This is a genomic window from Rhodococcus sp. HNM0569 (assembly GCF_012726205.1).
Lineage (GTDB): Bacteria > Actinomycetota > Actinomycetes > Mycobacteriales > Mycobacteriaceae > Rhodococcus_F.
The window spans coordinates 22,780-48,445 of sequence record NZ_JAASAE010000018.1; the positions used below are offsets into that span (position 1 = coordinate 22,780).

13 protein-coding genes are annotated in these 25,666 nt (G+C 69.2%); 2 read left to right on the forward strand and 11 right to left on the reverse strand.

The genetic code is table 11. The features are described from left to right. The first annotated feature begins 31 nt into the window (after positions 1 to 31). Both HCA44_RS18595 and HCA44_RS18600 read left to right on the forward strand, forming a co-directional pair. A complete protein-coding gene (locus HCA44_RS18595) occupies positions 32 to 3,193 on the forward strand; it encodes an arabinosyltransferase domain-containing protein (RefSeq protein ID WP_346764791.1) in 3,162 nt (1,053 codons plus the stop codon). Between the two features lie 44 nt (positions 3,194 to 3,237). Then, on the forward strand, positions 3,238 to 6,540 hold the full coding sequence (locus tag HCA44_RS18600; RefSeq protein ID WP_169650814.1) for an arabinosyltransferase domain-containing protein: 3,303 nt from the start codon (positions 3,238 to 3,240) through the stop codon (positions 6,538 to 6,540). Between the two features lie 42 nt (positions 6,541 to 6,582). On the opposite strand, the gene HCA44_RS21120 is transcribed toward HCA44_RS18600, so the two are convergent. From HCA44_RS21120 to zomB, 11 genes are all read right to left on the reverse strand, one after another. Then, positions 6,583 to 7,179: a hypothetical protein gene (locus HCA44_RS21120; protein ID WP_240945638.1), complete on the reverse strand. Its 597-nt coding sequence runs from the start codon at positions 7,177 to 7,179 to the stop codon at positions 6,583 to 6,585. Positions 7,180 to 7,741: 562 nt separating this feature from the next. Further along, a complete protein-coding gene (locus HCA44_RS18610; RefSeq protein ID WP_169650816.1) occupies positions 7,742 to 9,289 on the reverse strand; it encodes an acyl-CoA carboxylase subunit beta in 1,548 nt (515 codons plus the stop codon). Then, positions 9,286 to 14,241 (reverse strand): polyketide synthase Pks13, encoded by a 4,956-nt coding sequence (gene pks13 / locus HCA44_RS18615; RefSeq protein ID WP_169650845.1) that lies wholly within the window; start codon positions 14,239 to 14,241, stop codon positions 9,286 to 9,288. Before pks13 ends, HCA44_RS18610 begins: the two co-directional genes overlap by 4 nt. Before the next feature lie 100 nt (positions 14,242 to 14,341). Continuing rightward, the gene (fadD32, locus tag HCA44_RS18620; RefSeq protein ID WP_169650817.1) at positions 14,342 to 16,237 is read right to left on the reverse strand and encodes a long-chain-fatty-acid--AMP ligase FadD32; all 1,896 of its coding nucleotides are present in this window, start codon (positions 16,235 to 16,237) and stop codon (positions 14,342 to 14,344) included. A 227-nt stretch (positions 16,238 to 16,464) separates the two neighbouring features. Beyond that, positions 16,465 to 17,457 carry an LLM class F420-dependent oxidoreductase gene (locus tag HCA44_RS18625; protein ID WP_169650818.1) on the reverse strand — a complete coding sequence of 331 codons (993 nt, stop codon included), beginning with the start codon at positions 17,455 to 17,457 and terminating at the stop codon, positions 16,465 to 16,467. 203 nt (positions 17,458 to 17,660) lie between these two features. Continuing rightward, complete coding sequence (locus HCA44_RS18630) at positions 17,661 to 18,644, reverse strand: cutinase family protein (protein WP_169650819.1); 984 nt, start codon at positions 18,642 to 18,644, stop codon at positions 17,661 to 17,663. Positions 18,645 to 18,653: 9 nt separating this feature from the next. Beyond that, complete coding sequence (locus HCA44_RS18635; RefSeq protein WP_169650820.1) at positions 18,654 to 19,193, reverse strand: DUF732 domain-containing protein; 540 nt, start codon at positions 19,191 to 19,193, stop codon at positions 18,654 to 18,656. A 121-nt stretch (positions 19,194 to 19,314) separates the two neighbouring features. Then, complete coding sequence (locus HCA44_RS18640; protein WP_169650821.1) at positions 19,315 to 21,198, reverse strand: alpha/beta hydrolase-fold protein; 1,884 nt, start codon at positions 21,196 to 21,198, stop codon at positions 19,315 to 19,317. A gap of 161 nt (positions 21,199 to 21,359) precedes the next feature. Further along, a complete protein-coding gene (locus tag HCA44_RS18645) occupies positions 21,360 to 22,355 on the reverse strand; it encodes an alpha/beta hydrolase family protein (RefSeq protein ID WP_169650822.1) in 996 nt (331 codons plus the stop codon). 248 nt (positions 22,356 to 22,603) lie between these two features. Next, on the reverse strand, positions 22,604 to 23,620 hold the full coding sequence (locus tag HCA44_RS18650) for an alpha/beta hydrolase family protein (protein ID WP_169650823.1): 1,017 nt from the start codon (positions 23,618 to 23,620) through the stop codon (positions 22,604 to 22,606). A gap of 187 nt (positions 23,621 to 23,807) precedes the next feature. Continuing rightward, positions 23,808 to 25,664, reverse strand: a complete 1,857-nt coding sequence (gene zomB / locus HCA44_RS18655; protein WP_346764795.1) for a flagellar motor control protein ZomB — start codon at positions 25,662 to 25,664, stop codon at positions 23,808 to 23,810. Positions 25,665 to 25,666: the final 2 nt, after the last annotated feature.

A 25,666-nucleotide genomic window follows, 5' to 3' on the forward strand; every position in this document is an offset into this window, starting at 1 on the left:
GGCGTCCACCACCCCGCCCGGACGCCGAGACGTGCGCACCACGCGCGTACTGGCCACCGTGTGCGGTCTGCTCGGGTTCGTGCTCGCCCTCGCGATCCCGTTCCTGCCGGTGCAGCAGAGCGCGGCGTCGATCGACTGGGACGGCGCGTCGCAGGTCAACGCACCGCTCGTGTCCGACACTCCACTCGAGCTCACCGTCACCGTTCCGTGCGCGACCGGTGAGGTCGCGCCCGGCGGCACACTGTTCTCGACGCTTCCCGCCGGTGCACCGCACCGGGAGAAGAACGGTCTCGTCGTCCGCACGACGGCCGACGGCGGAGTCGAAGCCGTCCTGCGCGACGGCGTCCTCGCGTCCACCACGTCGTGCGACACCCTCACCGTCACGTCCGACTACGAGGTCACGACCGTCGAGATCGCGGGCGGGCCCGACGCGGGCACGTCGGACACCCCCGCCGACCACCGTCCGCAGACCGTCGGCCTCTACACCGATCTGCCCGCGTCGAACGCACCGACCGCGCATCTCGACCTCGACTCGCGGTTCTCGTCGTCGCCCACCGTGCTCAAGTTCGTCGCGATGATCGTGTGCGTTCTCGCGACCGTGCTCTCGCTCGTCGCGCTGCACCGGCTCGACGGCGTCGACCGCCGCCGCGCACGCCACTTCCTGCCGTCACGCTGGTGGAAGTTCACGTTCGTCGATCTCGTCGTCATCGGCACCCTGCTCGTGTGGCACGTGATCGGCGCCAACACGTCCGACGACGGCTACCTGCTGACGATGACCCGGGTGTCCGATCATTCGGGCTACATGGCCAACTACTACCGGTGGTTCGGCGTCCCCGAGGCGCCCTTCGGCTGGTACTACGACGTCCTCGCGACACTCGCGAAGGTCGGCACCGCGAGCATGTGGATGCGGCTGCCCGCGCTGATCGCCGGGATTCTGTGCTGGATGGTCATCAGCCGCGAGGTGGTGCCCCGCCTCGGCGTCGCGGTGCGGCGCAACCGCGTCGCGCTGTGGACCGGCGGCCTCGTCTTCCTCGCGTTCTGGCTGCCCTACGACAACGGCCTGCGCCCCGAACCGATCATCGCGCTCGGCGCGCTGCTCACGTGGTGCTCGATCGAACGCGCGATCGCGACGGGCAGGCTGCTGCCCGCCGCGGTGGCCGTGCTCATCGCCGCGTTCTCGCTCGCTGCGGGCCCCTCCGGCCTGATCTGTATCGCCGCGCTCATCGCGGGCTCGCGGCCACTGCTCAAGGCGCTCGTCGCGCGTCGCCGCGTCGCTGGCGTGCTGCCGCAGCTCGCCCCGATCCTCGCGGCGGGCACCGTCGTCCTCGTCGCCGTGTTCGCCGACCAGACCCTCGCGACCGTGCTCGAGTCGACGCGCGTGCGCACCGCACTCGGCCCCAACCAGTCGTGGTTCGAGGAACGGCTGCGCTGGGACGCGCTCCTGACGATCTCGCCCGACGGGTCGCTCGCGCGCCGGTTCGGCGTGTTCGCCATGCTGCTGTGCGTCGTCCTCTGCGTCATGTTGATCCTGCGCAAGGGACGCGTTCCGGGCACCGCGATCGGGCCGTCACGCCGCATTCTCGGGATCGTGTTCGCGTCGCTGCTGCTGATGATGCTCACGCCCACCAAGTGGACGCACCACTTCGGTGTGTACGCGGGCCTCGCGGGTTCGGTGGCGGTGCTCGCCGCGGTCGGAGTGGGCGCCGCGAGCATCCGGTCGGCGCGCAATCGCGCGCTGTTCGCGGCAGGTGTGCTGTTCGCGCTCGCACTGTCGTTCACCGGCTCGAACGGCTGGTGGTACGTCTCGAGTTACGGCATCCCCTGGTTCGACAAGGCGCCGTCGATCGCCGGGAAGGGCTTCTCCACCGGCTTCCTGGCGCTCACCGTGATCGCACTCCTCCTCGCGGCCTGGTTCCATGTGCGCGAACCGCACGTCGCCGACCGTCCGGCCCCCGACCGGGCACGCAACGGGCGTGCCCGGCTGCTCGCGGCCTCGCCGCTCACCGTCGCGGCCGTCGTGATGGTGGTGTTCGAGGTGGCGTCGTTCGCGAAGGGCGCCGTGTCCCAGTACCCCGCATACTCGATCGCGAAGGCCAACCTCGACTCGCTCGGCGGCACGTGCGCGCTCGCCGACGCCGTGCTCGTCGAAGAAGATCCCACCGGCGCCGTGCTGCCGCTGCGCACCCCGGTCGCCGACCCCGCGGGAACGGGAGCCTTCGGCACCCTCGACGCACCCGGATTCACCGCGAACGGCGTCGCCGAGGACCTCACCGCGGACTCCGAGAAGATCACGACCGGCGGCGCCAACAGCGTCGACGACAGCGAACAATCGAGCCGTGGCACGAGCTCCGGCACCGGTGGCGGCTCGCAGGCCGCCGCGGGCGTCAACGGCAGCACCGTCGCCCTGCCGTTCGATCTCGATCCCACACGGGTACCCGTGCTCGGCAGCTACGGCGCGAGCGGACCGGCCTCGCTCACGACCGGCTGGTACGCGCTGCCCGCGCGCAGCGACGCCGCCCCGCTGCTCACGATGTCCGCCGCGGGCCGCATCCATTCGGTCGACCCGGACGGCGTCGTCACCGCAGGCCAGACGCTCGAGATCGAGTACGGCACGACCCTGCCCGACGGCACCGTCGAGGCGCACGGCCGCGTCGCACCGCTCGACATCGGGCCGTCGCCGTCGTGGCGCAACCTGCGTGTCCCGATGGACGCGATCCCCGCCGACGCGGACAGCGTGCGACTCGTCGCCGACGACCCCGACCTTGCGGCCGACCAGTGGCTCGCCGTCACGCCGCCGCGCGTGCCTGCGATGGCGACCCTGCAGAACGTCGTCGGTTCCACGGCGCCGGTCCTGCTCGACTGGTCGGTGTCGCTCGCGTTCCCGTGCCAGCGGCCCTTCGACCACCGCTACGGCATCGCCGAGATCCCGCAGTTCCGCATCCTGCCGGACCGCACCGGCGCCGAGGCCACCAACTCGTGGCAGGACCACTTCGGCGGCGGGCCGCTGGGCTGGACGAACGAGCTGCTCGGGGCACGCACCGTCGCGACCTATCTCGACAAGGACTGGGCACGCGACTGGGGTTCGCTCGAGGTGTACTCGCCGCTCGTGCCCGACGCCGTCGCACCCGATGTGGCCGTCGACGAGCAGACCCGCTGGGGCACCTGGACACCCGGACCCGTCCGGTACCGCTGACGCCGGTCACCGGTTCGCCGGCCGCTGACATAACATCGTCAACCGTGCCAGATGCCGACACCGCTCCGGGTGAGCCTGTAGCCATTCGACCTGCGCCGAAGGACTTCCGCACGGAGTTGCGCCGGGCGCGCTGGATTGCGGTCGTCACGGGCTTGCTCGGATTCGTCCTCGCGGTCGCGACACCGTTCCTTCCGGTGCAGCAGACCGCGGCCACGGTGTCGTGGCCGCAGAGCGCGGGGCTCGACGACGTCGAAGTGCCGCTCGTGTCGCAGGCCCCGGTGCGGTTCGACGCGACGATCCCGTGTGCGACGGTCGCGCAACTGCCCGAGCAGGGCGGCATCCTGCTCGCGACCGCGCCGAGCGCAGGCGAAGGCGCCGCACTCAACGCGATGTTCGTACGCGTATCCGCCGAGACCGTCGACGTCCTCGACCGCAATGTCGTCGTCGCGTCCGCGCCGCGCGCCGAGGTGCAGTCGCCCGCATGCGGCGAGATCCGCGTCGTCTCCGACATCGACACCACCACAGCCGAGTTCACCGGGCTCACGAATGCCGACGGCGGCCCGCTGTCGGGCACGCTCACGGGCGACCTGCGCCCACAGGTCGTCGGCATCTTCACCGACCTGCCCGCGGGCGTCGACGCGTCCGGCCTGTCGGTGCAGATCGACGTCGACTCGCGGTTCTCGTCGAGCCCCACCCTGATCAAGCTCGTCGCGATGATCGGCGCGGCGCTCGCGACGATCGCGTCGCTCGTCGCCCTCGCACGACTCGACGGCACCGACGGCAGGCGGCACCGACGGTTCCTGCCGTCGAGCTGGTGGCGGCTGCGGCCGGTCGACGGCGTCGTCGTCGGCACGCTCGTGGTGTGGCATTTCCTCGGCGCCAACACGTCCGACGACGGCTACCTGCTGACGATGGCCCGGGTGTCCGATCATTCGGGATACATGGCGAACTACTTCCGCTGGTTCGGCGTTCCCGAGGCGCCCTTCGGCTGGTACTACGACGTGCTCGCGGCGTTCGCGAAGATCTCGACCGCGAGCCCGTTCATGAGACTGCCCGCGCTGATCGCCGGGATCCTGTGCTGGATGGTCATCAGCCGCGAGGTCGCACCGCGCCTCGGCCGCGCCGTCCGCAACAACCAGGTCGCGCTGTGGACCGGCGGCCTCGTGTTCCTCGCGTTCTGGCTCCCCTACAACAACGGTCTCCGACCGGAACCGATCGTCGCGCTCGGCGCGCTGCTCACGTGGTGCTCGATCGAACGCGCGATCGCGACCAGGCGACTGCTCCCCGCCGCGATCGCGGTGCTGGTCGGCGCGTTCACCCTGGCTGCCGCACCGACCGGTCTGATGTGTGTCGCGGCGCTGCTCGCAGGCGCGCGGCCGATGATCCGGATCGTCGTGCGCAGGCACCGCCTCGTCGGCACGCTGCCGCTCGTGGCACCGATCCTCGCGGCAGGCACCGTCGTCCTCGTCGTCGTGTTCGGTGACCAGACCCTCGCGACCGTCCTCGAAGCCACCCGGGTGCGCACGATCATCGGCCCGAACCTCGAGTGGTACAACGACTTCCTGCGGTACTACTACCTGTTCGTACCCACCGTCGACGGCTCGCTCGCGCGCCGGTTCGCGTTCCTCGCGATGCTGCTGTGCCTGTTCACGACGCTGTTCGTGTTGCTGCGTCGCAGGCGCATCCCCGGCGCCGCGACCGGCCCGTCGTGGCGCCTGCTCGGCGTCGTGTTCGGCACCGTCTTCTTCATGATGTTCAACCCCACGAAGTGGACCCACCACTTCGGGGCGTACGCGGGCATCGCGGGTTCGCTCGCCGCGCTCACCGCCGTCGCCATTTCGGCGTCGGCGCTGCGCTCCCGGCGCAATCGCACCATCTTCCTCGCCGGTCTGCTGCTCGTACTCGCATTCTCGTTCGCCGGCATCAACGGATACTGGTACGTGTCGAGCTACGGCGTTCCGTGGTTCGACAAGACCGTCTCGCTCGCGGGCCGCGAATCGAACCTGCTGTTCCTCGTCCTGTTCGGACTCGCGGTGCTACTCGCCGGCTGGCAGTACCTGCGTGAAGGCTATGCCGCGCCGCCCGCGCGCGCGAACACCCAGAAAGGCAGGCGCATCCGCAGATTCGCCGCTGCGCCGCTCACCGTCGTGGCCGCTGCGATGGTGCTCTTCGAGGTTCTCTCACTCGTGAAGGGTGCCGTCAGCCAGTACCCGGCGTACTCGCTCGCCCGCTCGAACATCGATGCCGTCACCGGGAAGACGTGCGGCCTCGCACGCGACGTCCTCGTCGAAACCGACACCAACGCAGGCAATCTGATGCCGGTCACCGAGCCAGGCGTGGAAGCGCCTGCGGACCCACTCGCCGGCAATGCGTCGACGGGCTTCTCGCCCAATGGCATTCCCGTCGACCTCACGGCCGACTACGTCGAGGTCAAGCAGGGCATGGGCAACACCGACAATCAGAGCGTCGGCCCGATGTTCGAAACCGGCGGCAATGCAGGCACCAGCGGCGGCACCGGCAACGTCGGCGTCAACGGCTCGAACGCCAAGCTGCCGTTCGGCCTCGACCCCGCCGTCACGCCCGTCATGGGCAGCTACCAGGGCGGCGTGCAGGAACCCGCGCACGTCACGTCCAGCTGGTACGCATTACCCGAACGCAGTGACACCGCGCCGCTCCTCGTGCTCTCCGCCGCGGGCCGCATCTGGTCGGTCGACGCCACCGGGGCCGTCACCTACGGGCAGTCGCTGCTCGTCGAGTACGGCAAGCGCCTGCCCGACGGCACCGTGCAGCCGCAAGGGACCTACCTGCCGAAGGACATCGGCCCCGCGCCGTCGTGGCGCAACCTGCGCGTGCCGATCGACGAACTCGCGCCCGACACCGACGTCGTCCGCGTCGTCGCGAACGACCCGAACCTCACGGGCGACCAGTGGTTCGCGTTCACCCCACCGCGCGTGCCGCAGCTCGAGACCCTCGACGACTACATCGGCCGCGAACAGCCCGTGCTCCTCGACTGGGCCGTCGGCCTGCAGTTCCCGTGCCAGCGTCCGTTCGACCACCGAGACGGCGTCGCGGAGATGCCGAACTACCGCATCCTGCCCGACCGCCCGCTCGCGGTCAGCTCGACCGACACCTGGCAGTCCGCGGAGAACGGCGGACCGCTCGGATTCACCGAGATGCTCGCGGGCGCAACCACACTGCCCACCTATCTGCGCGACGACTGGGGCCGCGACTGGGGCTCACTCGAACGCTACGACCGCTACTACCCGCAGGCCCGGCCCGCCGAGGTCGACACCGACACCGTCACCACGTGGGGCTGGAGCAAGGACGGCACCCTGCGGGTGTACTGAGCGGACTCACTTGCGCCGGTCGCGATGTCACATCGTGCGCGTTCACCGCACATGATGTGACATCGTGGCCGTGACGGCCGGGCGTGCACGCTCGCGGGCGCGGCGATATGCGGCTTCGAGGTCGGCGATCACGACGTCCGGCTCGAGGCGCAGCTGACGCGGCACATGCGATACCACGACGATGCCGAAGCGCTCCATTCGCGCGCGCCGCCGCTGTGTTCCCTCGTGAAGTGACGGCGACAGATGGAATTTCATCGAGTCGATCTCCCATGCGAGCGCGACCTCGTCGATCCAACCGTCGGGGCGCGCAATCCATCTGCCGTGGGCGTCGGCGATATCGATGTTGCGCATCATCGGCGGCAGCCCGGTGCCGGCATACAACCGCTGCGCATCCAGCTCGGCAACCGAATGTGCACCATCACCCAGTTCGCGAACGACGGAGTGCGGGATCGCAGTCCCCCGACGGGGCGCGCAGGCAAGCTCCTGCGCCAGGTCGGCGACCGTCGCATCTCCTCTCTGCACCACGGCGGCGAGTAGCGAACGGCACGCTCTCGGATCGGGCGTTCGACGTGCAGCGTCGAGCGCGCACCGCGCGACAGGCGCAAGCCGAAATCTACCGTGCTGCACGACTTCCGGCATGTACCACGTTCGTTCGACCCGGACGTACGAGAAGTCCTTGCGGTGTTGCGTGTGTGGGATGAGCAGTTGAACGTGATCGCGTCCGCGTGACTGTTCGTAGCCGTGCAGCGCCAGCGCGGTGTGCCCGGTCACGACACAATCGGGCCCACCGTAGACATGCGCTGCGATAGTGCGTTGCTGCGTCGTAGGTCGAGCGTTGTGCAACAGCACGATCCCCGGGAGAATCCGTTGCCACGGGCCGTTCGGCCCACACCGTCGGGTGACGGTGGTACGCGCGACGCCGAGGCGTGCGAGAGCATCGGCGCGGATGACGCCATCGTGCGAGGCGTCGAGCAGGAGGTGTGGGTCGTCGGCCCAGTTTCCACGTTTCATGTCCCGCACGATGCGCGCGGTCCACGACACTTCCCGACCTGCAGGCGGAGAGAAACCCGTTCATCCACAGGGCCGTTCGCCGATCCACAGCCCAACTTTCCGCGCGGTCACCCCTTGCCCTGCGGTCACAATGTCACACCATGCGCGTTGGATGCACACGATGTGACATTGTGACCAACCGGCGTGGTGGTTACAGCGGCAGCAGGTGATGCTTGCGCGGGTTGCGGGCGATCTTCTTGTCGCGCAGCAACGTGAGCGCCTTGCGGATCTCGAGACGCGTGTGCGACGGCTCGATCACGGCGTCGATGTAGCCGCGCTCGGCCGCGATGTACGGCGTCGCGATGTTCTCGTTGTAGAAGTTGATCAGCTGCTGGCGCACCCGCGGTGCGTCGTCGCCCGCGGCCTCGATCTGGTGCCTGCCGATGATGCTGACGGCGCTCTCGGCACCCATCACCGCGATGCGCGCGGTAGGCCACGCGAGGTTGACGTCGGCGCCGAGCTGCTTCGACCCCATGACCGCGTACCCGCCGCCGTAGGACTTGCGGATGACGACGGTGACCTTCGGAACGGTGGCCTCGACGAACGAGAAGATGAACCGCCCACCGCGCTTGATGACGCCGATCTTCTCCTGCTCGACACCCGGCAGGAAGCCCGGCGTGTCGACGACGAACACGAGCGGAATGTCGTACGCGTCGCAGATGCGAACGAAATGTGCCGCCTTGTCGGAGCTCGCGGCGTCGAGCGCGCCCGCGAGGAACATCGGCTGGTTCGCGACCACGCCGACCGACCGGCCGTCGACGCGCGAGAAGCCGGTGATGATGTTGGGCGCGACCTGGGCACCGAACTCGTGGAACGTGCCGTCGTCGAAGATGCGCAGCAGGACGTCGTGCATGTCGTAGCCGGCGTTGTCGGCGTCGGGCACGATGGTCTCGAGGCTGCGGTCGAACTCGGTGATCTCGGGCTCGAGGCCCGGGTTGATCACCGGCGGCTTCTCCATGCAGCTCGACGGCATGAAGCTCAGGTACTCGCGCACCCAGTCGAAGGCCGCCTTCTCGTTCGGCGCGACATGATGCACATTGCCGTACTCGGCCTGCTTGCGTGCGCTGCCGAGCTCCTCGAGGCTGATGTCCTCCCCCGTGACCGACTTGATGACGTCGGGGCCCGTGACGAACATATAGGCCTCTTCGGTGGCCACCACGACGTCGGTGTTGATGGGCGCGTACACGGCACCGCCGGCGCACTTGCCGAGGATGATCGAGATCTGCGGGCACATGCCGGACAGCGGCTCCTGCCGACGGCCCAGCTCGGCGTACCACGCGAGCGACGTGACGGCATCCTGCACCCGCGCTCCGCCCGAGTCGTTGATGCCGACGCACGGGCAGCCGATCTTCGCGGCGAACTCCATGATCTTCGCGACCTTGCGGCCGAACATCTCGCCGACCGTGCCACCGAACACCGTCTGGTCGTGCGCGAACACCGCGACGGGCCTGCCGTCGACCGTGCCGTGGCCGGTGACGACGCCGTCTCCGTACGGGTTGTTCGGATCGCCGGGCATCTTCACGAGCGCGCCGATCTCGATGAAACTGCCCGGGTCGAGCAACATGTCGATGCGCTCGCGCGGCGACGGCAGCCCCTTCGCCTTGCGCTTCTCGACGGCGCGCGGAGAACCGGGCTCCTTCGCCTTCTCGAGCTTGGCGTTGAGATCGGCAAGCTTGCCCGCGGTGGTGGTCGACGTCACTGCTGTGCTCCAGTCCTGGCCTCGATGTCGGCCAGTTTCTTCGTCAGGTCTGCTCCGACCTTTGCGATGTACGGCTCGTCGACGGCCTGGATGTGGTCGCCTCCGATGTGGATGATCTCGAGGTTCTGCACGGCCTCGCCCCAGCCGCCGTCCGGTTGACGGGTGCGGAACGCGGGCTCGAGCGCCATGACGTCGTCGTGGTACCGATCGGCCATGTACAGCACGACGTCGCCGTCGTACCGCTCGAGTTTCGCGGTCTGGATCGCGCGGTTGTCGAGCCAGCTGGTGCGCTGGTGCTCGATGATGCCGCCGGGGATCTTGGTGCCGCTGAGCTTGAGCAGGTCGGTGAGGATCTTGACCTGCTCGTCGTCGGACTCCGCGGCCGCCAGCTGGTCGTACGGCAGCGGGTAGTCGACGCCGTAGGTCTTCTTCGCGAACGCCGCGTACCGCTCCCAGCGCTTGCGGATCTCGTCGGGCGTGTCCTCGATCTTCTCGCCCGCCATGACCGTGTCGATGAGGCCCACGACACGAACGTCGCGGCCCTTGTCGCGCAACAGCTTTGCCACGGCATACGCGAGAACACCGCCGAGCGACCAGCCGTAGAGCACGTACGGGCCGTCGCCCTGGATCTCCTCGACGAGCGGCAGGTACTCCGCCGCGCGCTGCTCGATGGGGCCTTCGGTGCGCTCGAGCCCGAACATCGGGGTGTCCTTCGGAAGCCGCTTGAGCAGCGGCTCGTACGCGACCGTCGAGCCACCTGCGGGGTGGAACACGAAGACCGGCACTGCATTCGAGCCCTCGGCCCGCGGGCGCAGGGTGCGCACGAGGCCGTCGATCCTGCCCGCGTCCTCGAGGTAGCCGCGCACGACGCTCGCGAGTTCCTCGATCGTGGTGGCGTCGAGGACGTCGTCGAACGTGATCTCGCCGCCCGCGCGCTCGCTGAGCCGCTGCGCAAGCGCTTCGGCCTTGTCGTCGGTGAGGATCGGCAGGTTGTTGAAGATGCCCTTCGCCGATTCGCCCGTGACGACGGCCCACGTCGCGAACGTGAGCCGCTCGGCCGCGTCGCGCGGCGGGACGTCGGCCCCGGTGGCGGTGGCGAATGCCTCCTTGGTGGCGAGCATGCTCTGCTGCTCACCGACACCCGACGTCGAATTCTCCTGCGGTGCTTCCGCGTCGGAAACCTCGTCCGCCGCGGCGTCGACCGCGGGAGGTGCACCTCCGTCCGTCTGCGCGCCGTCCGCCTGCGCGGCCTCCGCGGCGTCGGCCGCGGCCTTCTCGGCCTGCTGCTGATCGGCGAGCTGCTGCACCTCTTCGCGGTTCTCGACGGCGTAGCGCAGGTACTTCGCGACCTCGAGCAGGTTCGCATCGCGCACAGCCTGCAACTGCAACTGCGGGATGTCGAACTCGTACTCGACGCGGTTCTTGATACGCACCGCCATGAGCGAGTCGAGACCGAGCTCCATGAGCGGAATCTCCGGCGGAAGATCCTCGGGCGCATAACCCATCGCCTCGGCGACGATCAGCGTCAGACGCTCCTCGAGCGTCTGCGCACCCTCGGGATCCCACTTGTCACCGATGTCGTCGACCACCTCGGGCAGCGCATCCGCGTCGGACACCGTCGAGGCGTCGACCACTGGAGCCACGACCGGTTCGGGCAGCGGCTCGCCGGACGTGACGACCGCGTCGAGAAGCAGCGTGAAGGTGCTGTCGCCCTTGGCGTGCACCTGAAGCGACGCGCCACCCGGATGCGGGTTGAGCGTGGTGGTGAGCGTGCCGGAGGTGGGCAGCTCCGCGTGCGGCACCGCCGCGACGAGCGTGACCTCCGAAAGGATCTGCGACGCGGCCGCAGTGGCGAGCGCCTCGAGCTTGCCCTGCGCGCCGAGCGCCGTCACGGCATCGGCCTGGACCTCCCACACGTGCCTGCCGTCCGGCAGCGACACGTGCGCTCCCGGCACGCGGCCGCTGCCGCCGCCGCTGACGCGCGTCTGCACCCAGTACGACTTGCGCGCGAACGCGGTGCGCGGAATCGGCGCGTAGGCCCCCTCGGGAAGGAGAGTCGTGAGATCGACCGGGTGACCGTGAACGTACAACTGCGCGAAGGCATTACGCATGCCCAGCGTGTCGTCTTCCTTGCGCTTGAGCGTCTGGATCAGCTGCATGTCGTGCTGGCCCGCAGCCCACGCACTGGCCGCGATCGACATGAGGGTGGCCGGATTGGGCGCGAGCTCGACGAAGGTGGTGTGCCCGCTGCCGACCGCGAGCCGCACCGCGTTGTCGAAGTACACGCTGTGCCGCATGCCCTTGACCCAGTACGGCTCGGCGTGGATCGGGTCGTGGCCGCCGCGGTAGAAGGTGTCCTTGTCGACCGACGAGTACACCCCATGAGTCAGCGTGCCCGGTTCGAGACCCGCGAGTTCGGCAGCGAACTCGCCCAGGATCGGATCGACCTGCGACGTGTGGCTCGCGCCCTTCGTCTTGAGGATGCGCGCGAACTTCCCGGTCTCCTCGGCGTGCGCGACGATGGCCTCGACGTCGGGCTGCGGGCCACCGATGACCGTGTGGGTGGGCGCCGCGTACACGCACACCTCGAGCTTCGGGTACGTCGGCAGCAGCGCTTCGATCTCGTCGGCGCTGTACTCGAGCAGCGCCATGAGCCGGATGTCGTCGCCCTGCAGGGTCGCCTCGCCCTCGCCCATGAGCCGCGAGCGCGAGCAGATGACGCGCACCGCGTCCTCGAGCGACAGTCCGCCCGAAACGTAGGCTGCCGCAGCCTCACCCATCGAGTGGCCGACGACGGCCTCGGCGTCGGCGCCGTGATGACGCAGCAACGCCGCGAGACCGATCTGGATCGCGAAGATCCCGACCTGCGACGTCTCGACGTCGTAGTCGATCGCGTCGTCGAGGAACTTCTCCTTCATCGAGTAGCCGGCCTCGAACTCGATGAGCTCGTCGACCTCGTCGATGGCCTTCGCGAACACGGGGTTCTCGAGGTACAGCTGCTTGCCCATCTTGCGGTGCTGCGAGCCGAAGCCCGAGAACACCCACACCGGGCCCTTCGCGGCGGGCGAATCCGACGAGAACACACCGGGTCCGGGCTTGCCCGCCTCGATCGCACGCAGGCCGGCGATGGCGTCGGCACGCGTGGACGCGACGACGACGGCGCGCGAGCGGCCGTGGTTGCGACGCGCAAGCGAGCGGGCGACGTCGGCGAGCGGCGTGGTGCTGCCCTGCTCGGTCTCGAGCCAGTCGGCGAGCTCGCCCGCGGCGCGACGACGACGCGACGGCATCGACGCCGACACCGGCAACAGCACGGTGTCCTCGCGCACGTCCGACACCGTGTCCTCGACCGGCGCGACGGATTCGGCAGCCTCGGCCGGCACGTACTCGCGCACGACGACGTGCGCGTTGGTGCCACCGAAGCCGAAACCGGACACGCCTGCGACGGCGGTGCCCGTGTAGCGCGGCCACTGCCCGCCCTCGGGGATGACCTGCAGACGTGCCTGCTCGAACGGGATGTACGGATTGGGGCCCGAGTAGTTGAGGGTGGGCGGCAGCTCGTCGGCCTGCATCGCGAGCACGACCTTGATGAGGCCCGCGGCGCCCGCGGCGGCCTCGAGGTGCCCGAAGTTGGTCTTCGCCGAACCGAGCAGGGCCGGCTTGTCGGCGTCGCGGCCACGGCCGACGACGCGGCCGAGCGCATCGGCCTCGATCGGGTCGCCGAGGATCGTGCCGGTGCCGTGTGCCTCGATGTAGTCGACGCCCGACGGGTTGATGCCCGCATCGCGGTAGGCCGAGCGGAGGACCGCGACCTGAGCCTCCGGATTGGGGGCGGCGAGGCCGTTGGAGCGGCCGTCCTGGTTGACCGCGCTGCCCGCGACGACCGCGAGGATCGTGTCGCCGTCGCGTTCGGCGTCCTCGACGCGCTTGAGCACGACGAGCCCGCCGCCCTCGGCGCGGATCATGCCGTCGGCGTCCGACGAGAACGCCTTGATGCGGCCGTCGGGGGCCATGACGCCGAGCTCGTCGAATCCGAGCGTGGCGGGCGGTGCGAGCAGCATGTTGACGCCGCCCGCGAGCGCGACGTCCGATTCGCCCGAGCGCAGCGACCGCACTGCCTGGTGCACCGCGACGAGCGACGACGAGCACGCCGTGTCGAGCGCGACCGACGGCCCGTGGAAGTCGTAGAAGTAGGACACGCGATTGGCGACGATCGCCGTGGACGTGCCGGTGAGCGCGTACGGGTGCGCGCCGGACGGGTCGCTGACGGCGAGCAACTGGTAGTCGTTGGCCGAGCTGCCGAGGAACACGCCGACCTGGCCGCCCTTGAGGCTGCTCGCCGGTATGCGCGCGTGTTCGAGCGCCTCCCACGTGAGTTCCATCGCGAGACGCTGCTGCGGGTCGACATTGGCGACCTCGAGCGGCGACATCGCGAAGAACTCGGCGTCGAAGCCGTCGAGCCCGTCGAGATAGCCACCCTTCGTGTTGGCCTTCTCGATCGCGGCGGCGATCGCCGGGTCGGACGCGAACTCGGCCCAGCGACCGTCCGGCAGGTCGCGGATGCCGTCGCGGCCCTCGGCGAGCATGGTCCACATCGACTCGGGCGTGTCGCCCGCGCCGGGGAAGCGCGTCGCGAGACCCACGATCGCGATGTCGTGCGCGTCGGCGGACGGGCCCGACGCGTAGAACGCGGCGTCGACGTCGTCGGCGGGCGCCTCGGGTTCGCCCTCGATGATGCGCGTGGCGAGCGACGCGATCGTCGGGTGCTGGTACGCGACCGTTGCGGTGAGCGTGACACCCACGAGTTCCTCGATTTCGCCGCTCAGCGCGACGGCATCGCGCGACGAGAGCCCGAACTCTTCCATCGGGCGGTCGTCGGAGATCGCCGACGCCGGCTGCCCGGTGGCTTCCGCAACCCAGTTCCGCAGCCAGTCGCGCAGTTGGGCGACGGTCATGTCCCCGGTGTACTCGCGCTCGTCATTCGTGTCAGACATCAACTCACCAAGCTACCCGTCGGGACAGAACTGTTCTGCAGCGCCACGGTCGTGCGCGTCGCTACTCGGAAACCGCGTCGGGGAACGCCTGCTGCTGGTGGCCGCCACGCAGGGTGCCCTCGATGTACGCGGCCTTGCACGCGCGGCGGGCGATCTTGCCGCTCGACGTGCGGGGAATGGACCCGGCGGGCACGAGCAGGATGTCGCGTGCCGTGACGCCGTGGCGCTGCGAGAGGGCGGCGCGCACGGTATCGGCGATGGGCTGAGGGTCGGCCTTGCCTGCACCCGGTGCGCGTTCTGCGACGACGACCAACTGCTCCGACGAATCGTCGGGATCGAACTGCAGGCCCGACGCACCCGCCTCGAACACGACCTGCGGGAGCTGGTTCGCGGGCACCGCGAACGCCGCGACGAAGCCCGGCCGCAGCGCCTTCGACGCCTCCTGCGCCGAGTACTCGAGATCCTGCGGGTAGTGATTGCGGCCGTCGACGATCACGAGGTCCTTGACGCGGCCCGTGATGAACAGCTCGCCGTCGATGTAGACGCCGTAGTCGCCGGTGCGCATCCAGTTGCCGTCGGCGGGGACGCCGTCGGCGTGACTGCCGGACCCCAGCCGGTTCGGCAGCCGGTTGTGGAAGGTCTCGTCGGTCTCGTCCTTGCGGCCCCAGTAGCCTGCGCCGATGTTGTCGCCGTGCAACCAGATCTCGCCGACCTGCTCGTCGAGCATCTCGCTGCCGGTCTCGGGGTCGACGATCGCGGCCCACTGGCTGCGGGCGACGTAACCGCACGACACCTGCGGGATGGCACCGGGTGTGTCGGCGTCGACGCGGACGACGCGGCCCGCGCTCAGTTCGTCGCGATCGACGTAGAGGACGCGCGCCTCGTCGGTGTTCCTGGTGGACGACACGAACAGCGTGGCCTCGGCCATGCCGTAGGACGGCTTGATCGCGGTCTTCGGCAGCCCGTAGGGCGCGAACGCGTCGTTGAACTTGCGCATCGACGACGTGGTGACCGGCTCGGAACCGTTGATCAGGCCGATGACGTTCGACAGGTCGAGGCTCTCGCCCGCCTTCGGCAGTCCGCGCGCGGCGGCGTGCTCGAACGCGAAGTTCGGCGCCGCCGCGAACGTGCCCGCGCCGTCGGAGACGGCCGCGAGTTCCTTGATCCAGCGGTACGGGCGCTGCACGAACGCGCGCGGGCTCATGATCGTGATGTACTTGCCGCCCAGCGCGGGCAGGATGACCGTGAGCAGGCCCATGTCGTGGAACAGCGGCAGCCACGTGACACCGCGCGACGTCTCGTCGAGCTGGATCGAGTCGGCCATCTGGACGGCATTGGTGCCGACGGCGCGGAAGGTGATCTCGACGCCGGCCGGAACACGCGTCGAACCGGACGTGTACTGCAGATAGGCGATGTCGTCGAGCTGGACGTCGGGGCGCGCCCACGACTCGCCGACCGTGTCGGGGATGGCGTCGACGGCGATCACGCGGGGGCGTTCGGCGGCGGGCAGCGCGCGGAAGAACTGGCGCACGCCCGCGGCGGAGGACGTGGCGGTGAGGATCGCAGCGGGCTTGCAGTCGCCCAGAACGGCGTGCAGACGATCGGTGTGGCCGGGCTCGTCGGGGTCGAACAGCGGCACGGCGATGGCGCCCGCGTGGATCGCGGCGAAGAAGGAGACGACGTAGTCGAGGCCCTGCGGCGCGAGGATCGCGACGCGATCGCCGCGCTGGGTGACCTGCTGGAGACGGGCCGCGACGGCACGCGTACGTGCACCGAACTGCTCCCACGTGAGCTCGTGGACTTCGCCGTCGCGTTCGCGCGAGTAATCGATGTAGCGGTACGCCAGCTCGTCGCCGTTGTCGTGCGCGTGTCCCTGGACGTAGTCGATCAGGGTGTCGTCCGGCCGCAACCGGATGCTGCCCTGCTCATCGATGAATTCATCGATCTGCGCGTTCATTCCTTCTCCTCCGAAGCGATCACACACCCGTGCATACACGGATGCGCCCCAGACTTCCTTCGCCGAATCGGATCTTCACTGCCCCGGGTAGCGGCCACCGGGGGGCGTCGTACACCCCAAGGCAGCCACGTGCCCGGATTACTACATCGACATGAGACCGATCTGATGTTACAGATTGGCATCGTCATGCCGCTCACCTGCGGCTTCGAGCCACCGGACGCGCCGAACTACTCGCCTTTGAGTTGCTCGAGCACGGGCGCGAACGCCTCCATCTGCGTCGGGAACACGCCGACGTACGACATCGACGTCTTCTCACGCACCATGCGGATCTGGTCGGCGATCTCGTCGAACGAGCCGATCGCGATGTACGGCGACGACAGGATGTCCTCGACGCTCAGCTTGGCGTCGACCTCGATGTTGGGCGGGAAACCCTGGTCGAGGGCCCCGAGCGCCATCTCCGCCGTCTGCTCCCGATCATCGGTGATCAGGATCATCGTGATGGTCCAGTTGAGCTCGATGTCGTCGAACCGCTCGCCCGCGGCTTCGCGGATGCGCTCGACGCGTTCGATCGTCTTGTCGAGCGTGATGCCCGACAGCAGCAGCTTGCCGTCCTTCGACGTGGGCGTCGCGACCGAGATGATGTCGGCGTACTTCGCCGCGAGCGCGAGCATCTTGGGACCGCCGCCGCCGACCGCGAGCGGTGGCCGCGGGCCCTGCCGTGGACGCGGGCTGCCCGTCAGTCCCTTGATCGAGTAGAACTCGCCGTCGAAGTTGCACTCGCGGCCACGCAGCAGCGTGTCGAGGATCTGCAGCGACTCCTCGAGCTTGCGGATGCGCACCCCCGGGCTCTCGTACGCGATGCCGCCCTTGTCGAACTCTTCCTTCATCCACCCGGCGCCGATGCCGAGTTCGAGACGACCACCCGACAGGACGTCGATGGTGGCGGCGTCCTTCGCGAGGACCGCGGGATGCCGGAAGCCGTTGGCCAGCACCGCGGTGCCGAGCCGGATCTTGTCGGTCGCGACCGCGAGCGCACCGAGCGCCGCGATGGGGCCCACCTGGTTGCCCAGGTGGTCGGGAATCATGAAGCTGTCGTAGCCCAGTTCCTCGGCCTTCTGCGCGAGCTTGACGAAACGCCGCGCGCCGCCTTCCTCGGCGTTGCCCTCGCCACCCGCCGCGAAACGGAACTTACGCAGCGCACGGCCCTCGGACACACTCATCGATCGCCTTCCTGTGGTGGACACGCCGTCGGGGGCGCGGCACGAACTCGCCTGCGCGCCGACGCCGGGGAACTCGCAGCACTCTACCGCCCGACGAAATCAGCAGACTACCGTCGACCGCGCCGCGCACGAGGCTCGCCGTCGAGCTTCGCCGACACGTCACAAATCCGGCTGCGCGCCCGCTGTGAATCCGGTGCGAACTCCTACGAGTGCGGCGGGGTCGGCGCGTTCTCGATCTTCTCGGCGGCCCAGCTCGCGATCCACTGCGTTGCGGTGGTGCCCGAATCGTCGACGACGTAGCTGTTGTACGTCGCGTGCACCGGGTTGTTGTAGTACTCGGTGAGCCGCGTTGCGCTCGACAGCCAGTTGGCCGGGCTGAACGCGTCGGGCGGAGCATCGCAGATGCCGTCGGACGGCGCGCAGATCTGCACGGTGCGGTCGTCGAGTTCGCCGAAACCGTTCTCGCGTGCCCCGGTCATCGTGATGCCGGGCACCCTCAGGCCTGCCATCGACAGCTCGGCGCCGACTCCGCCCACGGGCGCCCCGATGTCCGTGCCGTGCGCGGGATCTCGACGTCCGTCGGCGATCAGGCCGACCCCGAGCACCTGGTCCGCCGCCACCGGCCCGTCGCCGTTGCCGATGCTCGACGCGATGTCGCCGACGATGACCGCACCCTGCGAGAAGCCCGTCAGCACGTACGACGTGAGCGGGCACTCGGCGTGCCGCGCCGCAAGGAAGTCGGTGGCGGCGGCCGTGCCGGCACCGCGGCTGTCGTTGTACGACTCCTGGCCGTCGGGCGGCAGCGCGATCGGGTTCGAGAACTGCGCGACATACGGCACGGTGTAGACGTCGGCCCGCGACGGATCGAACTGCTGCTGTAGCGGACGCGTGACGTTCAGCATCAGCGATGCCGGATTCGCCGTCGGGTCGTACGGGTCGTCGGTCGCGCTCGACTCCCACGTGCCGGGGACGGCGACGACCTGGACGTCGGGGCAGCTCGCCGGCTGCGACGACGGCCGATCCGCGCCCGGTGGCTGCGGCACCTGCTCGGGCAGCCTCCCGGCCAGCAGGTACCACAGGGCCACCAGCGCCGCCACGAGAACGACGACGAACAGCACCACGAGCGAGAGCGCACGACGAATGCCCCCGCGCTTACGGCGAGTCCGACTGCCACCTGTCCACGACACGGCGAATCCTTATCCGCAGTACGACGCGCGGGCGACGTCCACGTAGGTCTTGGCCGTCATGCCTGCCTGGTCCGCGGACAGCTCCGTGCCCGCCGCACTCGCCTCGCTGCCGACCGCAGCGGTGACGAACACCAGGATCGTCGCGTCGTCCTGGCCCGCAGCCTGCGCCTGGCAGATGTAGTCGCCCGTCGCGACGGCGATCGAGCCGTCGCCCGCGGGCTGGACGCCCTTCGCCTCGAGCGCGTCGAGGTATTCGCGGCCCTTGTCGCTGATCGGGACCTCGGTGGGACCGGGGAAATCGCTCGGCACCGATTCGGGCTCCTCGGCGGGCGCCGTCGCGGCCTCGCTCGGCGTCGCGGCGGGCGCGTCCTCCGACTTCGACGCCTCGGCCGACGTCGCAGGAGCGCTCGACGCGCTCGCGGACGTGGTGGGCGTGGACGTGGCCGTCGAGTCGTCGCTGCCGCAACCCACGAGCAAGGCGCCGCCTGCGGCTGCCAGGGTTCCGGCCGTGACGGCCCGCACGGCAAGGGAACGAATCATGTGCGACATCGAATTCCGTCCTTTTCGGGCAATCGGCAAAGTCGCAAGACAGCCTACAGACGCACCGTGGGCGCGGTCCGGGGCTGGTCCCCGGTCCGCGCCCACGCGATGCGATGGCGCTGCCGCCGCGTCAGTGAATCTCTGCGCGGTCCCCGACCAGCGTGATGTAGCCGAACTGGAAGTTCTGCTGCACGCCGCCCGGGATCGCGAACTTGTCGGAGATCGGGAAGCCGAGCCGCCCGTTCTCGTAGCCCTCCGTCTTCCACGCCTCGAAGATGGGGCCGTTCTCGACCGACCACGCACCCGACAGCGGGCTCCAGTAGATGTTGCCGGCCTCGAACTCGTTGAACCGGCCACCGTCCTTGACCGGGATCTCGCTCGTCTTCGGGAAGCCGAGCCAGCCGCCTTCCCAGCCGAGTTCGGCGTACTTGCCGAGGATCATGCCCTGCACCGCGTTCGTGCCGTGTGTGGGACTCGAGTACATCGCGCCGATCTCGAAGCCCTGCACCGCGCCGTCCTTGCCGGGCGTGGCCACCTGCTCTGCGACGGGATAGCCGAGCGGCCCGCCTTCCCAGCCCTGGCGTGCCCATTCGTCGCGGATCGCACCGGTGACCGAGTGCGCGCCCGCCTCGGGTGTCCAGTAGATCGAGCCGGAGTCGAAGTGGTTGAACCGGCCACGGCCGTCGGGGGCGCCGAGCTCGGGCGTCGCGGGGAAGCCGAGCGGGCCCGCGGGGCCGCCCGTCGCCTGGTACACGCCGCCGATGCGGCCCGCGACGGGCTGCGCGCCGTTCTTGTCGAAGATGCGCCCGAACCGGAAGTCCTGGACCGTGCCGCCTGCCTGCGAGTACGCGGGCGTGAGACAGTCGCCGATCCACGGATTGGCAGCGGCTGCGCCGCCGATCGCGCCGCTCGCCTCGCAGGCGGGCTTGTCGGCAGGCACCCCGAGCGCCGACGCGAGCTGGGGCCACAGCTGGTGCAGCTCGAACTGCCAGTACGGCCAGGAGTGCGTGCCGGACGGCCGGTAGACGACCTGCGCCGGGATGCCGAGCTTGTTGAGCTTGGTCGCGAACGTCTGCGACGTGAGGCGGGACAGGATCTCGAGGCCCATGCCCGCGTAGTTGGTGCTCACGCCGGGTATGTCGGACGGCTGGTCGTACGCACCGGTGGTGCCGCTGCCGCTCGAGACGTACAGGCTCACGCCCTTCAGGTGATCGGCCAGCAGGTACGGATCGTGTTCGGCCCATGCGGGCGACGACGGCGGCCCCCACATCGCGCGCGAGTCGAACCCGCCCGCGTCGATCATCGCGTACTGGATGGCCTGCGGCATCCCGAGCGAGGTGGTGGTGAGCATGCCCGAGAGCGAGCCCGCGAACTTGAAGAAGCCCTGGTTGCGTGCCGCGAGGAACATCGCGGCGGTGCCACCCATCGACAGGCCGACCACGCCGCGCTCCTGCGTGGTGCGCCAGTCGCCTTCGAGGATGGGCGGCAGTTCCTTCGTCAGGAACGTCTCCCACTGGTAGTTCTGACCGTTGTCCTGGTCGGCCCAGTCCGAGTAGAAGCTGGACTGCCCGCCCACCGGCAGCACGACGTTGACGTTCTTGTCGGCGAAGAACGACTCGGCGTCGGTCTCGAGGGTCCAGCCGTTCTCCTGGTCGGTGGCGCGCAGGCCGTCGAGCATGAAGACCGCGGGGAACCGCTGCTCCGGCTTCAGGTTCCAATCGCGCGCCAGCAGCATCTGCACCTGGATGGGCGTGCCCATCGACGGCGAGTTGATCCACAACGCGACGCGACGGTCGGACAGCCACTCGACGTGGTCGAGGGTGGCGCCCGCGGGAGCCTGGGTCGCGGCGGGCGCCGACTGTGCGGCGGGGAGGGACTGTGCAGCGGGTACGGCCGTGGCCGTGGTCGTGGTGAAACCCACCGCGAGCACTCCCGCGAGCCCTGCTGCGGCCGCGCCGTATCCGACGCGCCGCGACGCCCACCCTCGAATGGGCCGCTGCCGAGTCAACCGCATGGGCCTGCCCTCATTTCTGCCACCGTCCGCATCTGCTGCCGAGGCGCCGGAGAAACACGACCGGGCCCCGTTTCGCGTCAGTTGTACACGGAAACGGGGCCCGGATGTGGGTGCCACGCAGGGCGGCTGCGCGAAATGATGCGCGCCGCGGTGCGGGAAGATCAGCCGATCGTGGCCGACAGATCGGGGGTCAGCTGATGAACCTGGTCCTCCCAGTAACGCCACGTGTGGATGCCGCGCGGCTGGAAGTTGTAGGTCACATTGTCCGCACCGATCGTGGCCATCTTGACCTGGAAGGCACGCGAGTTGGCGACCGCGAGAACCTCGAGCGCGGAGCCGGTGCCGGTGTTGAAGACCTCGATCGGGCTGTGCTGGCTGGGCCCACCGGGTGCGGGGATACCGCTACCTGCCGAGACCCAGACGCGGGTGTTGTTGTCGCGCAGACGGTCGGCGAAGACGAACGGGTCGTTGCGCAGCCACGCGGGGTTCCACGGCGGGCCCCACATCGCGTCGACGTTGTAGCGGCCCGCGTCGAGCATCGCGATGCGGATGGCCTCGCGCATGCCCGGCGCCGAGATGTTCAGGTAGCCCGAGAGCGAACCCGCGTAGCCGAACTGCTCGGGGTGGTAGGCCGCGAGCGTGAGCGCCGCGCTGCCACCCATCGAGATGCCGACGATGCCGTTGTTGGTGGACTTGAAACCGTAGGTGTTCGCGAGCGCGTTGGGCAGCTGGCTCGTGAGGAACGTTTCCCACGTGTACGGCGTGTCCTGGCCGTTGAAGTTGGACGTGCTGATCCAGTCGGAGTAGAAGCTGGACTCGCCGCCGACCGGCATCACGACGTTGATGTTCTGCGACGCGAGGTAGCCGCCGACGCCGGTCTCGATCTCCCAGCCGTTCAGGTCGTCGCGCGCGCGAAGACCGTCGAGCAGGTAGACCACCCGGTTGGTGTTGCCGTCGGCTGCACGCCAGATGCGGCTCTTGATCGGCCCCATCTCGGAGTCGACCGTGAAATCCTGTGCCGCGGGGTCGAAGGCCGCCGACGCGGTCGCTCCGCCGCCGACGACGGTGACGCCGAGAGGCAGGGCGACCGCGAGCGCGATGGCACCCGCAGTCCGCCTCATCCAGCCGCGTTTCCTACTCGAAGCGCCTGCTCGCATGTACCCGGTATTCCCTCCGCTCGAGGCCCGCTCGCTCGCTGGTGCGAGCCTCGCGAACCGCCTGTCGAACTGCGCGCCGGAAACCGCAGCCCAGCGCGCCGAGTGCTTGTCACAGACCCCGCCCGCGCGGCGTGTGCCGCGCGGGCGGGGTCTGTTGCCGGGAACACCATATAGACAACAGGGGGCCCAGGCATATCCGGAGTCCGGTTTGTGTGACTACACAGCAGGAAACCCCAGGTCGCTGTGACTCAGTGGGCGCCGAGAGCGTCCAGAATCTGGGTGCGCGCGTTCCACAATTCGGCTTCCCAGTACTTCCACGAGTGCGTGCCCGTGGCCGGGAAGCTGTAGTTCGCGTCGATGCCGAGCGCCGCCAGTCGCACCTGGAACGCCCGGGTGTTCGCGAGCGCGAGCGCCTCGAGGCCCATGCCCATCGCGGTGTTGTAGTAGTCGATCGGTGCGACCGGATTGTCGTGCGCACCGGGAACGCCACTCGACGCCGAGATGTACATCGGCAGCCCACGCAGTCGCTCGGCGAACACGAAGGGGTCGTTGCGCAGCCACGCCTGATCCCACGGCGGGCCCCACATCGCGTCGACGTTGTATCCGCCGGCGTCGAGCATCGCGACACGGATCGCCTCGCGCATGCCCGGTGCCGAGATGTTCAGGTAGCCCGACAGCGAGCCCGCGAACGTGAACTGGTCCCGGTGATAGGCCGCGAGGGTGAGCGACGCGCTGCCGCCCATCGAGAGGCCGAGTGCCGCATTGTTCGTCCGGGACACCCCGTAGTTCGCCAGGAAGGCAGGCAGCTCCTGCGTCAGGAAGGTCTCCCACTTGTAGGTGACGTCCTGACCGTTGAAATTGCTGGGTGCGTACCAGTCCGAGTAGAAGCTCGACTCGCCGCCCACCGGCATCACGAGTGTCACGTCGTCGTTCGCGAACTGCGCGAGCGCGTTCGTCTCGAAAGTCCACGCGTTCGCGTCGCCGCGGGCCCGCATCCCGTCGAGCAGGTACAGCGCGGCATCGCCGCCCCGGGCCGCCCACTGCACCTGGACCTTGATCGGGCCCATCGACGACGGCACCCACAGTTCCTCGAATCCGCCCGCGGGCGCGGTGCGGGCAGGCGCCGAGTGCGTGGGCGCGGCCGACGCGACGGCCGTCCCCGCAACTCCCGCGGCGAGCGGAACGACGAGGGCCGCGGCGACGGCTGCGGCGACGCGCCGCCGAAGACTCGGCGCGGACGGGTGTCTCCGAACGGGCAAACGCATGGAACTGCTCTCTTTCGTGTTCTCCGGTCGACGTCGTGCGACGCCGACGTGGCGGAGCGGCACGTTACCGAATCGAGATAATCGGTCGGACGACGGGCCGACACGAAGAGACGCTGGTCACGCACATGTTTCGGTGGAGTTCACCACCGCCGGTGAACCACAACCGTGATATTCACGTGATAGGTGCTCAGTTGACGGGCGTAGGGAACGGATCCGGAAGATCACACCGCTGCAGCTCGTACTTCGGAACCCGGTCGAAGCGGTACTTCGAGAAGTGCAGCGCATCCTTGAAGTTCTGCTTGAACCGCGCGAACGTGAGGTCCGACCGGTACGACGTCAGCAGCTTCTGCGTCTCGGGACACGTGATCGCCACCTGCGCCTGCTCGACCCACTTCTCGTCGAGGAACATCGGCATCCACGGATGCTTGTTCACCATGCCGGTGTCGACGACGACCCAGTCGGGGAACAGATTCTTGTCGTGCCCGATACGACCGTCGTCGAGACGCTCGGTGTGCGCCGCGAGCGGGTACGCGAGCCCCATCTGGTCGAGCACGCGCACGTCGAGACCCACGTTCATGCTCGTCATTCCCAGGTTGAGGAAGTACACCGTGTGCCCGGCGCCGTCCTCCGGGATCGGAGCGGGCGGGGGAACGACGAACCAGAACGTGTAGTCGCCGGACGGCAGCAGCAGGCCACCGTCGGGGGTGTCGTCGATGGTCTCGACCATCGCGCGCATGCGCGGGTAGTCGAGATAGTCGGACGCGCGGATCGGGTGGTCGTGGCCGGTGTTGAGGACGTAGAACGCGCGTTCGTCGACGATGCCGGACTTGCCCACGACCGCACCCTCCGGCATGCCCGTCGTGTTGGCGGCGAATGCGGCCCACACGACCGTGCCGAGCCACAGCACCGACATGCCGCCCATCAGGGTGTAATCGCGCCGCGAGCGCGTCTCGCCGCGTGCGGGCAGGCGCACCGGGAGCACCGCGACCGGCGCGAGCAGGCAGAACAGCACGGGCAACAGGACGCGACCGTGCATGAAGTCGCCGCCGACGCGGACCGAGTACAGACCGAGGATCACGCCGCTCGCGAGCACGAACGCGACGACCGCGGTGGGTGTGCGCAGCAACGCCCGCGCGCGCACCCACAGCGGCTCGCGCGCGGTGCGCACGGCGACCGGGTCGGCGTGGTGCTCGCGCAGCAGCCAGGCCGCGCCGACACCGACGAGCAGGAACACGAGCGGCAGCCACAACAGGTAGGGACCGACGAGATTCCACAGGTACGCGAAGCCCTGGTCCCACTTCGCACCACCTGCGTCCTTCGACACCGCGGTGTTGGGATACGGCAGCGCGTAGTAGCCCATCCGCCAGATCTGGTAGCCGAGCGGCACCAGCGCGGCTGCCGCGACCATGCCGACGCGCAGCTTCCACGTGCTGCCGGTCGCGAGGAAGACCATCGCGAGTGCGAGCACCGCGGGGATCGCCAGCTCCGGCCGCACGAGCGGACCGAGACCCGCGACGAACGACAGGGACAGCACGAACACCGCCGACGGGCGGGTCGCGAGGCTCCAGCGCACCATGAGCAGCCACAGCAGCGCGAGCCAGAAGATCACGAGGCAGGTCTCGAGGCCCGAGGTCGCGAAGTCGCGCGCGGGCGGCACTGCGATGTAGACGAGCACACCCGCCGGGAGCAGCAGCAGCGTGCCGCCCGGACGGAAGGGACGCGCCCGGTAGAGAATGCCCGTGCCCACCATGACCAGCACGACCGCGGCCGTCGACAGCAGGAGCGCGAGTGCGAGCACGACGTACTCGAGGCGCACCTGCGTGAGCCAGCCGAAGGCGTACACCACATACGTCCACACGGTCGACGTGTTGGCCTCGACGCGTTCGCCCTCGTTGAACACCGGCCCGTTGCCCGCGAGCAGGTTGCGCACCGTGCGCAGGACGATCAGGCCGTCGTCGGCGATCCAGCGGCGTTCCCACGCGCCCCAGAACATGAGCGCGGCCGCGACCGCGACACCGACGGCGAACACCACCCGCGAGGCGATGC

Bases quoted from the DNA above. Each gene is read 5' to 3' on its own strand.
- pks13 (WP_169650845.1), bottom strand. From the start codon at position 14,241: ATGACCGTCGCCCAACTGCGCGACTGGCTGCGGAACTGGGTTGCGGAA.
- HCA44_RS18635 (WP_169650820.1), bottom strand. From the start codon at position 19,193: ATGTCGCACATGATTCGTTCCCTTGCCGTGCGGGCCGTCACGGCCGGA.
- HCA44_RS18645 (WP_169650822.1), bottom strand. From the start codon at position 22,355: ATGCGAGCAGGCGCTTCGAGTAGGAAACGCGGCTGGATGAGGCGGACT.
- HCA44_RS18650 (WP_169650823.1), bottom strand. From the start codon at position 23,620: ATGCGTTTGCCCGTTCGGAGACACCCGTCCGCGCCGAGTCTTCGGCGG.
- HCA44_RS21120 (WP_240945638.1), bottom strand. From the start codon at position 7,179: ATGCCGGAAGTCGTGCAGCACGGTAGATTTCGGCTTGCGCCTGTCGCG.
- fadD32 (WP_169650817.1), bottom strand. From the start codon at position 16,237: ATGAACGCGCAGATCGATGAATTCATCGATGAGCAGGGCAGCATCCGG.
- HCA44_RS18640 (WP_169650821.1), bottom strand. From the start codon at position 21,198: ATGCGGTTGACTCGGCAGCGGCCCATTCGAGGGTGGGCGTCGCGGCGC.
- HCA44_RS18625 (WP_169650818.1), bottom strand. From the start codon at position 17,457: ATGAGTGTGTCCGAGGGCCGTGCGCTGCGTAAGTTCCGTTTCGCGGCG.